Raw genomic sequence first — 12,882 nt, forward strand, 5'->3', positions numbered from 1 at the left:
ATGCCCTACTCCGCTAAACCATGTTTGAGGCCGGGCTTGCTCACACCGTCTTCCGCCGCAGCGCTGGCCTCATCGGCAGCAAGCTGCTCACGGCGGCCCGCCCACCAATCCTTGACGGTGCCGACGATGCCTTTGGGCAGCAGCAGCGTGACCAGAATGAACAACGCACCGAGCATGAACAGCCAGTACGGCGCGAGCACACCCGATGTGAACACCGTCTTCGCGTAATTGACGACGATCGCGCCGAGCGCTGCACCGGTCAGTGTGCCACGGCCGCCGACCGCCACCCAGATGACGGCTTCAATGGAGTTGCCCGGCGCGAATTCGCCAGGATTGATGATGCCGACCTGCGGCACATACAGCGCCCCCGCGACGCCCGCCATGCAGGCGGATAGGGTGAACACGAACAGTTTGTAGTTCTCGACACGGTAGCCGAGAAAGCGGGTGCGGGATTCCGCATCGCGGATCGCGATCAGCACCTTGCCCAGCTTGGATGTGACGACGGCACGGCAAATCAGGAATGCGAGGGCCAGCGCGATACAGGACAGGATGAACAGCACGGCGCGTGTTCCCTGCGCCTGCACATTGAAGCCGAGGATATCCTTGAAATCGGTCAGGCCGTTGTTGCCACCGAAGCCGAAGTCGTTGCGGAAGAACGCCAGCAGCAGCGCGTAGGTCATCGCCTGGGTGATGATGGAGAGATACACGCCGGTGACGCGCGAACGGAACGCGAGCCAGCCGAAGCAGAACGCCAGCAGCCCCGGCACCAGCAGCACCATCAGTGCAGCGAACCAGAACATGTCGAAGCCGTACCAGTACCACGGCAGCGCCTTGTAATTCAGAAACACCATGAAGTCCGGCAGCACCGGATTGCCATAGACGCCGCGTGAGCCGATCTGGCGCATCAGGTACATGCCCATCGCATACCCACCGAGCGCGAAGAACGCGCCATGGCCCAACGACAGGATACCGCAATAGCCCCAGATCAGATCGATCGAGAGCGCGAGGATGGCGTAGCAAAGATACTTTCCGAACAGCGCCATCAAATAGGTCGGCACCTGCAGCGGCGACGATGCAGGCAGCAGCAGATTGGATAGCGGCACAAGGATGCCGACGGCGGCCACGATCAGCAGGAAGATCGTCGCGCTCTTGTTGAGCGAGCGGGTGAGCAGATACGGCATCATGCTTCCACCGACCGGCCCTTGAGCGCAAAGAGTCCGCGCGGCCGCTTCTGAATGAACAGAATGATGAGCACCAGAATGGCGATCTTGCCGAGCACCGCTCCCGCCACCGGCTCGAGGAACTTGTTGGCCATACCGAGGGTCAATGCTCCGACCAGGGTGCCCCACAGATTTCCGACGCCGCCGAACACCACCACCATGAACGAGTCGATGATGTAGCTCTGGCCGAGATTGGGACTGACATTGTCGATCTGCGACAGCGCCACGCCGGCTATACCGGCGATGCCCGATCCGAGACCGAACGTCAGCGCATCGACGCGCGAGGTGGCGATGCCCATCGAAGCCGCCATACGGCGGTTCTGCGTCACGGCGCGCATCTCAAGCCCGAGACTGGTGAAGCGCAGCATCCCGAGCAGAATGAAAAACACGGCGATCGTAAAGACCACAATCCAGAGCCGGTTGTAGGTGATCGTCATCTGGCCGATCTCGAACGCGCCGCTCATCCAAGACGGATTGCCGACTTCGCGATTGGTCGGGCCGAACATGGTACGGACCGCCTGCTGGAGCACCAGCGACAGTCCCCATGTCGCGAGCAGTGTCTCCAGCGGGCGGCCGTAGAGGAAGCGGATGATGGTCCGCTCGATGACGACGCCAATGAGTCCCGCCACAAGGAAGGCGAGCGGCACGGCGATCAGCAGCGAATAATCGAACAGGCCGGGATAGCGGGTACGAATCACTTCCTGCACCATGAAGGTGACATAGGCGCCGATCATCACCATTTCGCCGTGGGCCATGTTGATGACGCCCATCACACCGAAGGTGATGGCAAGGCCGATGGCGGCGAGCAGCAGCACCGAGCCAAGCGACAGGCCGTACCAGGCATTCTGCGCCGTCGCCCAGATCGCGAGCTTGCCCTGGATCGAACTGATGGCAGCGGCGGAGGTCCGCCCCAGCGCGGACGACGGATCGAACGACAAACCTGTCAGCAAAGCCAATGCTTCCTGATCGCCGCGATCGCGGATCACCGAGATCGCATCGAGCTTGTCGGCTTCGGAGACCTTCGGATCGAACAGCACAATCGCGGCCTTGGCTTCGGCAAAGGCCCGCTTTGCGCCGCTGTTGGTTTCCTTCTGCAATGCGCCCTCGATGACCGGCAGGAAAGCCGCGTCATGGGTCTTGAAAACAGATTGCGCCGCCTGAATGCGTTTCGCGGGGTCAGGCGACAGCAACGTCAGTCCGCCGAGCGCGGCGTCCACCGTGCGGCGCAGACGATTGTTGAGACGTACAGCTACGGCGCCCGATGGCGCAGTCGCAGCTTCACCGGTCGCTGCGTCGGTGACCTTGCCGCTCTTGTCCTTGACGAAAACCTTTCTGCTCTGCGGATCGGCCAGCAGGCGGCCGTCCTGAAGTGCGTCGATGATCGGAAACGCAAGCGGATTGCCGCTGGTCGCGAGCGCACCGACGGCGGCGTCGGTATCGGAAAATGAATCGTTGGCGAATTGCGCGACCGCGTCTTCAAAGGGGCCGGCCAGCACCGGCATGCCCGAGACGATCATCAATATCAGCACAATAGCCGCCGCACGGCAGCGATGAAGAACTAAGGAAAACACCTGACAACCCCGGCAGAGGTGAGAGGAAAGCGGCGACTGCCGCCGCCTTCCGGTCGTTTCAGATCAGAGCGTGATGCGCTGCGGGTGCATCACGCCGCGTGACGCTGCTCAGGAGCCCTGACCACCGCACTTGTTGGTCTTGGTGTTGAAGTTGCCGCACTTCTTGCCGACCCAGTCGCCAATCAGGTCCTTGGAGCCCTCAAGCTCCTTCGACCAGGCATCGCCAGCAACGAGGCCAGGGGTCTTCCACACCACATCGAACTGGCCGTCGGCTTTGATTTCGCCGATGAACACAGGCTTGGTGATGTGATGGTTCGGAAGCATTTCCGACACGCCGCCGGTGAGGTTCTTGGCCTTGGTGCCGGGAAGAGCGTCGATCACCTTGTCGGCGTCGACCGAACCGGCCTTCTCGACGGCCTTCACCCACATGTTGAACCCGATCACATGCGCTTCCATCGGATCGTTGGTCACGCGCTTCGGATTCTTTGTGTAGGCCTGCCAGGCCTTGATGAAGGCCTCGTTCTCTGGCGTCTTGATCGACTGGAAGTAGTTCCAGGCGGCGAGATGGCCGACCAGCGGCTTGGTGTCGATGCCGGCGAGTTCTTCTTCACCGACCGAGAACGCAACGACCGGAATGTCGGTCGCCTTGATGCCCTGGTTGCCGAGTTCCTTGTAGAACGGAACGTTGGCGTCGCCGTTGATGGTCGAAACCACCGCCGTCTTCTTGCCAGCCGAACCGAACTTCTTGATATCGGCCACGATGGTCTGCCAGTCCGAGTGACCGAACGGCGTGTAGTTGATCATGATGTCTTCAGCCTTGACGCCCTTCGACTTCAGGTAGGCTTCAAGGATCTTGTTGGTGGTGCGCGGATAGACGTAGTCGGTGCCGGCCAGAACCCAGCGCTGCACCTTCTCTTCCTTGGCGAGATAGTCGACCGCAGGAATCGCCTGCTGGTTCGGCGCCGCACCCGTGTAGAACACGTTGCGCTCGCTCTCTTCACCCTCGTACTGCACCGGGTAGAACAGGATCGAGTTCAGTTCCTTGAACACCGGCAGCACGGACTTGCGCGACACCGAGGTCCAGCAGCCGAACACCACGGACACCTTGTCCTTGGTGATCAGTTCGCGGGCCTTTTCCGCGAACAGCGGCCAGTTGGACGCCGGATCGACAACGACGGCCTCAAGCTTCTTGCCGAGAACGCCGCCCTTCTTGTTCTGCTCATCGATAAGGAAAAGTACCGTATCCTTCAGCGTGGTTTCGCTGATGGCCATTGTTCCGGAAAGCGAATGAAGGACGCCGACCTTGATGGTCTCCTGCGCCTTGGCCGCGCCGACCGTGGCGAGACCCAAAAAAAGACCTGCAGTTGCGGCCAGCCATTTACGGCGGCTGAACGGTGCAACTGCGACGCTGCTGAAATGCGTAGTCATGCGATGTCATCTCCCTGACGCAGACGTGAAACGCTGTGCGACGGCCTTCGGCCGCCGGCGTTAAGGGAATCGCAAGAACTATGCCATGGGACAGATTTGCCTAACCTTCTGATTTTGCAGGTCTAAATTCAGTTTCGGATCGACCCGGATGTCGCCTGCCCGTTTTTCAACCAGTTAAACTGACCTCCCTTTCGGCATTTGCATAAAAAATAATCAAAAACTCTGCGTTGTCTACAATTCAAGCAGGAAGCGGCCCGACAGGTACGCCCCTACGAAGTTTCCAGGCTCCTGCTGCCGCCCTCCGGTCGATTTCACCTTGAAAGCGCCGTCTTCCTGTTCCATATGAGCGCTACGACCTTGAGAATCATCGGGTCCTTGCGAGCCGCGTGTACTGATCCCGTTTACGGTTTCTGGCTTGCCCCTTCAGCTAACCAAAACCGACGCCCCAGACACGCGGGTGTCTCCGACACCCGCCCGCACCCGGCATCCGCTGGGCGCGCGCCGCGACTCATAGAAAGATACCCTTTTGACCTCCTTTCAGGATTTCGGCCTCGCCGATCCCATCTCGCGTGCACTTAAAGAAGAAAATTACGTCACGCCCACCCCTATTCAGGCTCAAACCATTCCCATCGCGATCACCGGACGCGACGTCATCGGCATCGCGCAGACCGGCACCGGCAAGACGGCGTCGTTCGCGCTTCCGATCCTGCATCGCCTGCTGGAAAACCGTATCAAGCCGCAGCCCAAGACCTGCCGCGTGCTGGTGCTGAGCCCGACCCGCGAACTCTCCGGCCAGATTCTCGAGAGCTTCAACGCCTACGGCCGGCACATCAAGCTGACCTCGGCGCTGGCGATCGGCGGCGTCCCGATGGGCCGCCAGGTCCGCTCCGTCATGCCCGGCATCGATGTCATGGTGGCGACACCCGGACGTCTGCTCGACATGGTACAGGGCAATGCCCTGAAACTCGGACAGGTCGAGTTTCTGGTGCTCGACGAAGCGGACCGCATGCTCGACATGGGTTTCATCAACGACATCCGCAAAATCGTCGCCAAGCTTCCGACGAAGCGTCAGACGCTGTTCTTCTCGGCGACCATGCCGAAAGACATCGCCGATCTCGCCGATCAGATGCTGAACAATCCAGCGCGTGTCGCTGTGACGCCGGTGTCTTCCACCGTCGAGCGCATCACGCAGAAGGTCCTCCAGGTCGATCATTCCGCGAAGCCCGCCATTCTGGCGCAGATCCTCAAGACCGAGCAGGTCAACCGCGCGCTGGTGTTTACCCGCACCAAGCATGGCGCCGACAAGGTCGTGAAAGGCCTCGTAAAGGCGGGGATTCCTGCTGAAGCCATCCACGGCAACAAGTCGCAGAACCACCGCGAGCGCGTGCTGGCGGCATTCCGCACCGGCGACATCCGCACGCTGGTCGCAACCGATATCGCCGCGCGCGGCATCGACGTCGACGGTATCAGCCATGTCATCAACTTCGACCTGACCAACGTGCCGGAAACCTACGTTCACCGCATCGGCCGCACCGCGCGCGCCGGCGCTGACGGCACAGCGATTTCGCTGGTGGCGGGCGGTGAGGAGCTTGGCTATCTGCGCGACATCGAAAGGCTGATCAAGGTCACCCTGCCGAAGGAAGATCGCCGCACGCCGGGACAGCAACAGCGTCCGGCCGCAGCCGCGCCCGCGCAGCATCACCGTCCGGCACGGTCAGGTGGTCATCACGGCCACAACGGACATAGCCCGCGTGCGAACGATGGCGCCCCCGGATCAAAGGGTCCGCGCCGCCGCCGTCGTCCGGGAGGAGGCGCCCCCGCGCAGGCAAACCGTTTCGAGGGCAATCGCCACGAGCAGTCCCGGCCGTCACAAGGCGGCAAGAGCGAGGGTATTCAGGGCGTCGCCTTCTTGCATCGTGAAAGCCGTCCGGCGCAAAATCAGCCCAATCGGAATCAGCGCCCGCAGCGGTCCTGAACCGGACCCGCGGACAGAATTAGCGAACTTGATTAGAAGGACTTGGAGACCCCTATGGCCAAAGAAGAGTTGATCCAGTTCGAAGGACTGGTGACCGAAATTCTTCCCGACGCACGCTATCGCGTCCAGCTCGATGCCGGACATGAGATCGTGGCCTACACCGCCGGGAAGATGAAGAAGAACCGCATCAAGACGCTGGCAGGCGACCGGGTGACCATCGAAATGTCACCTTACGATCTCGAGAAGGGCCGCCTGATTTTCCGGCACAAGGACGAGCGTCCCGGAGGCGCCGGCGGTCCACCCCGCGGCACCCCCCCACGCGGACAGTTTCGCCGCAGATAAGCGGGTTTCTCCGCATCATACGGATCGCGCATGGCACGCGTCATGCGCGATCTCCTGCTTCTGGAGCACGCTGGACGGGCATCAAAAATCCGCACCCGTCAGGATTGTTTCGGGGCCCATTTTCACGTAATATTGAGATATCGATCTTCGGCCGGACGACATAGCTATCCACCGGTACAGCCGGTTTAGACGCTGACGACCTCATCCAAATTTCGATCTCACCAGCCCATTTAGACGTGGGCTTTGACTATATCTATCTTGAGAAGGACTACCTGCGTGAGCATGGGAACAGTGAAGTGGTTCAACGCGACTAAGGGTTACGGTTTCATTCAGCCTGACGATGGCGGAAACGACGTGTTCGTTCACATCAGCGCCGTCGAGCGCGCTGGTCTGGGAACGCTGCGTGAGGGCCAGAAGATCAGCTACGAAATCGTTGCCGATCGCCGTTCGGGCAAGTCGTCGGCCGACAATCTCCGCGCCGCCGGCTAACTGAATTTCTGCGGCTCACGCTGCGGGAGTTTCGGATAACGAGAACCAGAACATCCAAAGGCCGTGCGGTTCGCACGGCCTTTTTGTTTTACGTTGTTGGAAGGCGTTTGCGGTCAGCTTGTATAGGTGACCGTGTCGGACTGGCGAGGCCGGGTGTAGCAGTTCTCAGACAGCGGCACGGTGGTCTGGATGATGTATCCGGTGATCGGTGTGAAGGTGTAAGTCACCTCGCTCCAGATCAACTGCGTGTTCGCGACAAGAAGATCGGCCGGGATCGTTGTGATGACTGTATCCTTGGGATAGCCGGTCGTGACCGTGACAGAGCTGGCGCCGCTGACAGCGCCGGAGTAACTCCAGACCACCTTCGCATTCTTCGATGCATCGATGCTGACCGCGGAGATTCTCTGGGTCATCGTCGCCGGCGTGACGGCATAGGGCGTCATGATGGCGCTGCCCATCTTGAAGAAGTTCGAGATGTCCGTGGACGAAACTTTTGTGCCCTGCGAGACAAGGTCGGACAACGTGCGCGCGGTCAGCGTTACCTTGCGATCTACGGCCACGCCGCTTGAAACGTCGATCATTCCGAACAGCAGCGTCAGCATCAGCGGCACAATAAAGACGAATTCGACCGCAGCCACGCCGCGCTTGTCCTTGCCGAACCGGAATACAAGCTGCCGGCCGCTGCGGACGTATTTGAAAAGCGAAATCAGCTTCATGATCGTTCGTCCATCAAGGTTCGACGCGGAACGCAGCAGTCGCTGCCAGGAGGCGTTTGCTGTTGGACGTGTTGCGTCCGATATTCGCGATGTTGTAGCCGAGCCCGGTCACGAACATCGGCCACTGATAAAAGGCGCGAACGACAACCGTGGCCGCGCTACCGGCGGGCGCCGTCTGATAGGTGAAGTTGTTGACGAAATTTCCCGATCCATCGATCGGGTCGGTGATGTTGACTGTCGTGCCCTCGGCGTATGATTTCACATCGACGTAAACGTCGGTGCAGGTAAACATTATACTGACGCGGTTGCAGAGATCCTGCTTGAACTGGGCCTGGGTCATGCCGGCATCCTGCGCCTGGTGCGTCAACATCAGGCGCGCCGAATCCTGCGTGCCTGTCTCCAGAATCTGCGCAGCGAAAAACACCAGCGCCGTCTCAATGACAGCGAACAGCAACACGAAGAAGATCGGTGCGACGAACGCGAATTCGACGGCGGCGGAGGCTCGCCGGTCGCGGCGAAACCGGCGCAGTGCCTTGTTTATTGCGTTCATGGATGTCGCGGGCGGGCGCATCGGGCTATCCTCGGCATGCAGCGGGAAATAACTACCGCCGAGAATAGACGACAGAGATTGTCGAATGCTTGCTCCTGATCAGAACAACATGCGGCGCGGAGTTAACCGGTTGTTAACGAATCAGCCGGTGCCTGGTCTCAGGGGCGCGCGCCGGCGGTGGTGGCCTGGTTGTTCAGGACGTTGGTCTGGCCGAGAGCGGTCTCGAAGTAAGACCGCCCGTCGCCGAGGGTCACACGCCGCTGGCAGTCGGGCGTGCAACTGTAAGACTCACGCTCCAGACCGCGGTAGACAGTGACCATCTTGTCCGCAGGGCCTTCAACCTGGATGGAACGGCTGGCCAGAACCTCACCGGCACGATCCATGGCGATCATGTTGGTTGAGCCGTAACCCTTGCCGGTCACAACCACCATCCCGCCGGGCTGAACGTTAACGTCCGCGATCAGGGGGTTTCCGACCACGATGGTCGCAACCTTCTCGGGCAGCTTCACCACCTTTGCCTGATCGACGAAGACCGCAACGGATTCATCGCCGGTTCCGGCGAACGTCGCGATCGGACACATCAGGAAACCGGCAACGAGAAAGCGCAGCGCTACGGCTTTATGCGCGTAACGGTGCGAGACATTGATCGACATACTTTACTCCGGGGCGTGTACAAGCCGGCAAAAGCGATACGCAGCGGTGCCGGCGCCCGACATGGCAAATCTGACGTTAATTGATGAATGAACTGCAAACAGCGCATGAATGAAGATCGCGTGCCTTTACCGCGCCGGGCACTTAACAACGGGAAATCACCGCAATTTGCCCAGTGCCGTTAAACCGGCATTTACCGTCAGCAAGAAGATGCGGATACCTCAGGCTTTCAGCAATCGAATTAACTGCGTTGCAATTCCTGCTGCGTAGGTTGACGCCATGGTCACGGTGGTTTCCGCCCCCGCAACGGCCAGAGTTCTACAGCCACGTGTACAAATGGAGTTATAGATGACCAAGCTCGTTGCTCGCTTCGTCAAGGACGAATCCGGCGCCACCGCGATTGAGTATGGCCTGATTGCTGCGGGCATTGCGCTCGCAATCATCGCCGCCGTGAACGGCCTCGGCACCACCCTGAACACGAAGTTCACCAACATCAACGCCTCGATCAAGTAATTGATCGCGTCGGGATGAAGAAAAGGCTTCGGGAAACCGAAGCCTTTTTTGTGCCCGGATCATTCCGACGGAAGTCCAGTAAAGCGTATGAAGCCGTCTCCCGCCGAGAAACGCACTAATTTCGGGCACCTCTTCATGTCGCTTTCCCGCGATGAGCCGACCCGGCTGGTTTGTGGGGCCCTGGTCCTTGCCTTGTTCGCGGTTCTGTTCCGGATCGCCAGCATCTGGCCCGGCGCGTTTTAATATTGTTCATTTCTGCCGGTTAGCCTGCGGTGTCGCTCAATCGGACCGAGAGGAGCGGATTTGACATTCGCCTCCCATCCGGCCGCGAGTTCGCGATGCAATGTTAGAATCGGACCACCAATTCCCGCGGCTCAATCTGTCAGACCCGGCAAACCCATGATCCTTGATCTCGCGCGCGTCTTCCTGTTTCCCGCATTGATGGCCTTCGCCGCGGCAAGCGATCTCTTCACAATGACGATCCCCAACCGGATTTCGCTGCTGCTGGTGGCGGGCTTCTTTGTTCTGGCCGGTTTCAGCGGCATGCCGCTGTCCGAGATCGGCATGCATGTGGCGGCGGGCCTGACAGTGCTGGTCATCGCCTTCGCCTGCTTCGCTTTCGGCTGGATGGGGGGCGGCGACGCCAAGGTCGCAGCCGCAGCCGGGCTCTGGTTCGGGTTTCCGCCGCTTGCCAGCTATCTGGTCTATGCCTCCCTGTTCGGCGGCGCGCTGACGCTCCTGATGCTTCAGTTCCGGCAATGGCCGCTGCCGTACTCGCTCATTTCGCAGGAATGGCTGCAACGGCTCCACCGCAAGGACAGCGGCATCCCGTACGGCATCGCCCTCGCCCTCGGCGCGCTGATGATCTATCCCGAGACCGAATGGATGAAAGCCGTCGACCTCACCCGCTTCATCGGCCACTGAACCTTCGCCGTTCAGACTCGGCAAATCCGTTTCCGCCACACAACATGCTGGTGACACTTGCGGACTTGAGAGCCGCAGCACGTCGGCAACGTCTCATTAACGCGATTTAGATACGCCTCATTAACCATGCTTTGACGTTTAGCTGGTCAAATCCGACCACAGCGACAGGTCCGTCGCGGCGTGATGTGGAAAGTGAAAGCGTATGAATACCGCGCGGATTGTCGTCCTGGCCATTGCCGTCTGCGCCGGCGGCGCTGCTGCATATCTTGCAAGCGGCTCCGATCCGAAGCCGGTCGCAGCGCCAACGACAATGGACACCACCGACGTTCTGGTTGCCCGCATCGACATTCCGCTCGGTCAGACCGTCACGCCTAACGATATCGCATGGCAGGGCTGGCCTTCCGCGACGGCAAGCTCCAGCTTCATCCGCCGCAACGACCAGCCCGAGGCAATGACCCAGATCGTGGGATCGATTGCACGTTCGCCGTTCCTTGCGGGCGAACCGATCCGCGAAACCAAGCTCGTCAAGGGCAACGGCTCCGGCTTCATGGCGGCCATCCTGCCGAGCGGCATGCGCGCGATTTCAACGGAAATTTCGCCGGAAACCGGCGCCGGGGGCTTTATCCTGCCCAACGACAAGGTCGACGTCATTCTCACCAAGCGCGAGAGAGTCGCCAGCCGCAGTGGCACAAACGACGTCATCAACTCTGAAATCATCCTGAGCAACATCCGCGTTCTCGCCATCGACCAGACAGTCGGAGAAAAGGACGGACAGAAGGTCGTGGTCGGCAAGACCACCACCCTCGAGTTGAAACCCGATCAGGCCGAAACGCTGGCGCGTGCGCGCCAGGCGGGCACCTTGTCGCTCGCGTTGCGCAGCCTGGTCGACGCCAACCGCAACGACATCAACATCGACGACGGCACCAAGAGCGACAGCGTCAATGTCGTTCGCTACGGCGTCACCACGACAATGACGACACGGAAGTGATCGAGAGGACGGATACGATGAGGCGAGAGGGACATCAGGCACCTGTACGGACCTTCATGGTGCGTGCCCTGTCGTTTGCCGCGGTTTCCGCGCTGACGCTGAATCCGGCCCTGTCGCCGGTGATCGCGAGCGACTACCGCACGCCGGCAGCCGCGGCTGTCGCGTCGAATGGCGGCCAGTTGAATGCGCGCTTCCTGCCGCTCGGCATCGGAAAGTCCGTCGTTATCGACCTGCCGCGCGACATCAAGGACGTTCTGGTTGCGGACCCCAAGATCGCCAACGCCGTGGTCCGATCAGCGCAGCGCGCCTACATCATCGGCGCCGCCGTCGGTCAGACCAACATCGTTTTCTTCGACACGTCGGGTCAGCAGATTGCCGCTTACGATATCGCGGTGACGCGCGATCTCAACGGTGTCCGCGCCGCACTGAAACAATCGTTCCCGCTGTCCGATATCCGGATTGAAGGCGTCGGCGACGGCGTCGTGCTGTCGGGTTCGGCAGCCAGCCCTGTCGAGGCGCAGCAGGCGCAGGAAATGGCGGCACGTCTGGCCGGCGGCCCGGACAAGGTCGTGAACAGCATCGCGGTTCGCGGGCGCGATCAGGTGATGCTCAAGGTCACCGTGGCTGAAGTTCAGCGCGACATCATCAAGCAGTTAGGCGTCGATCTCAGCGCCACGATGAACTACGGCACCGCGGTCGTGAACTTCAACAACACCAATCCGTTCACCGCATACGGCCGCCCGCTGGTCGCCGGCAACAGTCTGGTTGGCGCGGCCGGTTCGGCGACAAATCTGCTTGGACAGCGCGTTCCGGCTGTCACCGCGACGCTGCGCGCAATGGAAAGCGCCGGCGTCGTCCGCACGCTGGCGGAACCGAACCTCACCGCGATTTCCGGCGAATCGGCGACCTTTGTCGCGGGCGGCGAATTCCCGCTTCCCAAGGGTTATACCTGCGACCCAGTCTCGCGGGCCTGTACCACTCAGATCGATTTCAAGAAGTTCGGTATTACCCTGAACTTCACGCCGATCGTGCTGTCCGAAGGCCGGATCAGCCTGCGCGTACTGACCGAAGTCTCCGAACTGTCGCCCGACAACTCGATCACCCTCGATCAGTCGGGAAACACCCTGACCATTCCGTCGGTCAAAACCCGCCGCGCCGAAACCACGCTTGAAATTCCGTCGGGCGGCTCGATGGCGATGGCCGGCCTGATCCAGGAACAGACCAAGCAATCCATCAACGGGCTGCCCGGACTGGCGCAGTTGCCGGTGCTCGGAACGCTGTTCCGCAGCCGCGACTACGTCAACCGCAACACCGAACTGATGGTGCTGGTGACGCCCTTCGTAGTCCGCGCGGTCGCGCAGAAGGATCTGTCGCGTCCTGACGACGGCTTCGCCGACGCTGCGGACCCGCAGTCGGACCTTCTCGGCAACATCAACCGCATCTACGGCGTTCCCGGACGCGCGGAGCCCGGCCGCAAGTATCGCGGCACTTACGGCTTCATCACCGACTGAGATG

13 protein-coding genes are annotated in these 12,882 nt (G+C 60.7%); 7 read left to right on the forward strand and 6 right to left on the reverse strand.

The window, feature by feature from the left end:
• Positions 1–5 precede the first annotated feature (5 nt).
• From urtC to urtA, 3 genes are all read right to left on the reverse strand, one after another.
• Entirely contained in the window at positions 6–1,184 is a 1,179-nt protein-coding gene (gene urtC, locus HMPREF9695_RS20045) for an urea ABC transporter permease subunit UrtC (RefSeq protein ID WP_041712976.1), read from the reverse strand.
• A complete protein-coding gene (gene urtB / locus HMPREF9695_RS20050; protein WP_006022726.1) occupies positions 1,181–2,737 on the reverse strand; it encodes an urea ABC transporter permease subunit UrtB in 1,557 nt (518 codons plus the stop codon). The genes urtC and urtB overlap by 4 nt, the downstream gene beginning before the upstream one ends.
• A gap of 162 nt (positions 2,738–2,899) precedes the next feature.
• The gene (gene urtA, locus HMPREF9695_RS20055) at positions 2,900–4,219 is read right to left on the reverse strand and encodes an urea ABC transporter substrate-binding protein (protein ID WP_006022727.1); all 1,320 of its coding nucleotides are present in this window, start codon (positions 4,217–4,219) and stop codon (positions 2,900–2,902) included.
• A gap of 526 nt (positions 4,220–4,745) precedes the next feature.
• Here urtA and HMPREF9695_RS20060 point away from each other — a divergent pair.
• The 3 genes from HMPREF9695_RS20060 to HMPREF9695_RS20070 all read left to right on the forward strand — a co-directional run bounded on the left by HMPREF9695_RS20060 (position 4,746) and on the right by HMPREF9695_RS20070 (position 7,025).
• Positions 4,746–6,194 (forward strand): DEAD/DEAH box helicase, encoded by a 1,449-nt coding sequence (locus HMPREF9695_RS20060; RefSeq protein WP_006022728.1) that lies wholly within the window; start codon positions 4,746–4,748, stop codon positions 6,192–6,194.
• A 54-nt stretch (positions 6,195–6,248) separates the two neighbouring features.
• Positions 6,249–6,536: a translation initiation factor IF-1 gene (infA, locus tag HMPREF9695_RS20065; RefSeq protein ID WP_006022729.1), complete on the forward strand. Its 288-nt coding sequence runs from the start codon at positions 6,249–6,251 to the stop codon at positions 6,534–6,536.
• A 276-nt stretch (positions 6,537–6,812) separates the two neighbouring features.
• A complete protein-coding gene (locus HMPREF9695_RS20070) occupies positions 6,813–7,025 on the forward strand; it encodes a cold-shock protein (protein WP_002714433.1) in 213 nt (70 codons plus the stop codon).
• Between the two features lie 113 nt (positions 7,026–7,138).
• Here the strand turns inward: HMPREF9695_RS20070 and HMPREF9695_RS20075 are convergent, their stop codons facing one another.
• From HMPREF9695_RS20075 to HMPREF9695_RS20085, 3 genes are all read right to left on the reverse strand, one after another.
• Positions 7,139–7,741 carry a TadE/TadG family type IV pilus assembly protein gene (locus HMPREF9695_RS20075; protein ID WP_006022730.1) on the reverse strand — a complete coding sequence of 201 codons (603 nt, stop codon included), beginning with the start codon at positions 7,739–7,741 and terminating at the stop codon, positions 7,139–7,141.
• A 13-nt stretch (positions 7,742–7,754) separates the two neighbouring features.
• On the reverse strand, positions 7,755–8,312 hold the full coding sequence (locus tag HMPREF9695_RS20080; protein WP_006022731.1) for a TadE/TadG family type IV pilus assembly protein: 558 nt from the start codon (positions 8,310–8,312) through the stop codon (positions 7,755–7,757).
• A gap of 137 nt (positions 8,313–8,449) precedes the next feature.
• Complete coding sequence (locus tag HMPREF9695_RS20085; protein WP_006022732.1) at positions 8,450–8,944, reverse strand: pilus assembly protein N-terminal domain-containing protein; 495 nt, start codon at positions 8,942–8,944, stop codon at positions 8,450–8,452.
• 346 nt (positions 8,945–9,290) lie between these two features.
• On the opposite strand from HMPREF9695_RS20085, the gene HMPREF9695_RS20090 reads away from it, so the two are divergent.
• The 4 genes from HMPREF9695_RS20090 (at position 9,291) to HMPREF9695_RS20105 (ending at position 12,878) form a co-directional block, all read left to right on the forward strand.
• Entirely contained in the window at positions 9,291–9,455 is a 165-nt protein-coding gene (locus HMPREF9695_RS20090; protein WP_006022733.1) for a Flp family type IVb pilin, read from the forward strand.
• A gap of 399 nt (positions 9,456–9,854) precedes the next feature.
• On the forward strand, positions 9,855–10,379 hold the full coding sequence (locus HMPREF9695_RS20095; RefSeq protein ID WP_006022734.1) for an A24 family peptidase: 525 nt from the start codon (positions 9,855–9,857) through the stop codon (positions 10,377–10,379).
• A 202-nt stretch (positions 10,380–10,581) separates the two neighbouring features.
• Positions 10,582–11,367 (forward strand): Flp pilus assembly protein CpaB, encoded by a 786-nt coding sequence (gene cpaB / locus HMPREF9695_RS20100; protein ID WP_006022735.1) that lies wholly within the window; start codon positions 10,582–10,584, stop codon positions 11,365–11,367.
• Between the two features lie 17 nt (positions 11,368–11,384).
• Positions 11,385–12,878 (forward strand): type II and III secretion system protein family protein, encoded by a 1,494-nt coding sequence (locus tag HMPREF9695_RS20105; protein WP_006022736.1) that lies wholly within the window; start codon positions 11,385–11,387, stop codon positions 12,876–12,878.
• Positions 12,879–12,882: the final 4 nt, after the last annotated feature.

The sequence above is a fragment of the Afipia broomeae ATCC 49717 genome (genome assembly GCF_000314675.2).
Taxonomy (GTDB): Bacteria; Pseudomonadota; Alphaproteobacteria; order Rhizobiales; family Xanthobacteraceae; genus Afipia; species Afipia broomeae.

What these genes read in the sequence shown, in the direction of transcription:
- urtC (WP_041712976.1), bottom strand. Translation starts at nt 1,184, where the DNA reads ATGATGCCGTATCTGCTCACCCGCTCGCTCAACAAGAGCGCGACGATC.
- urtB (WP_006022726.1), bottom strand. Translation starts at nt 2,737, where the DNA reads ATGATCGTCTCGGGCATGCCGGTGCTGGCCGGCCCCTTTGAAGACGCG.
- urtA (WP_006022727.1), bottom strand. Translation starts at nt 4,219, where the DNA reads ATGACTACGCATTTCAGCAGCGTCGCAGTTGCACCGTTCAGCCGCCGT.
- infA (WP_006022729.1), top strand. Translation starts at nt 6,249, where the DNA reads ATGGCCAAAGAAGAGTTGATCCAGTTCGAAGGACTGGTGACCGAAATT.
- HMPREF9695_RS20075 (WP_006022730.1), bottom strand. Translation starts at nt 7,741, where the DNA reads ATGAAGCTGATTTCGCTTTTCAAATACGTCCGCAGCGGCCGGCAGCTT.
- HMPREF9695_RS20080 (WP_006022731.1), bottom strand. Translation starts at nt 8,312, where the DNA reads ATGCGCCCGCCCGCGACATCCATGAACGCAATAAACAAGGCACTGCGC.
- HMPREF9695_RS20085 (WP_006022732.1), bottom strand. Translation starts at nt 8,944, where the DNA reads ATGTCGATCAATGTCTCGCACCGTTACGCGCATAAAGCCGTAGCGCTG.
- HMPREF9695_RS20090 (WP_006022733.1), top strand. Translation starts at nt 9,291, where the DNA reads ATGACCAAGCTCGTTGCTCGCTTCGTCAAGGACGAATCCGGCGCCACC.
- HMPREF9695_RS20095 (WP_006022734.1), top strand. Translation starts at nt 9,855, where the DNA reads ATGATCCTTGATCTCGCGCGCGTCTTCCTGTTTCCCGCATTGATGGCC.
- cpaB (WP_006022735.1), top strand. Translation starts at nt 10,582, where the DNA reads ATGAATACCGCGCGGATTGTCGTCCTGGCCATTGCCGTCTGCGCCGGC.
- HMPREF9695_RS20105 (WP_006022736.1), top strand. Translation starts at nt 11,385, where the DNA reads ATGAGGCGAGAGGGACATCAGGCACCTGTACGGACCTTCATGGTGCGT.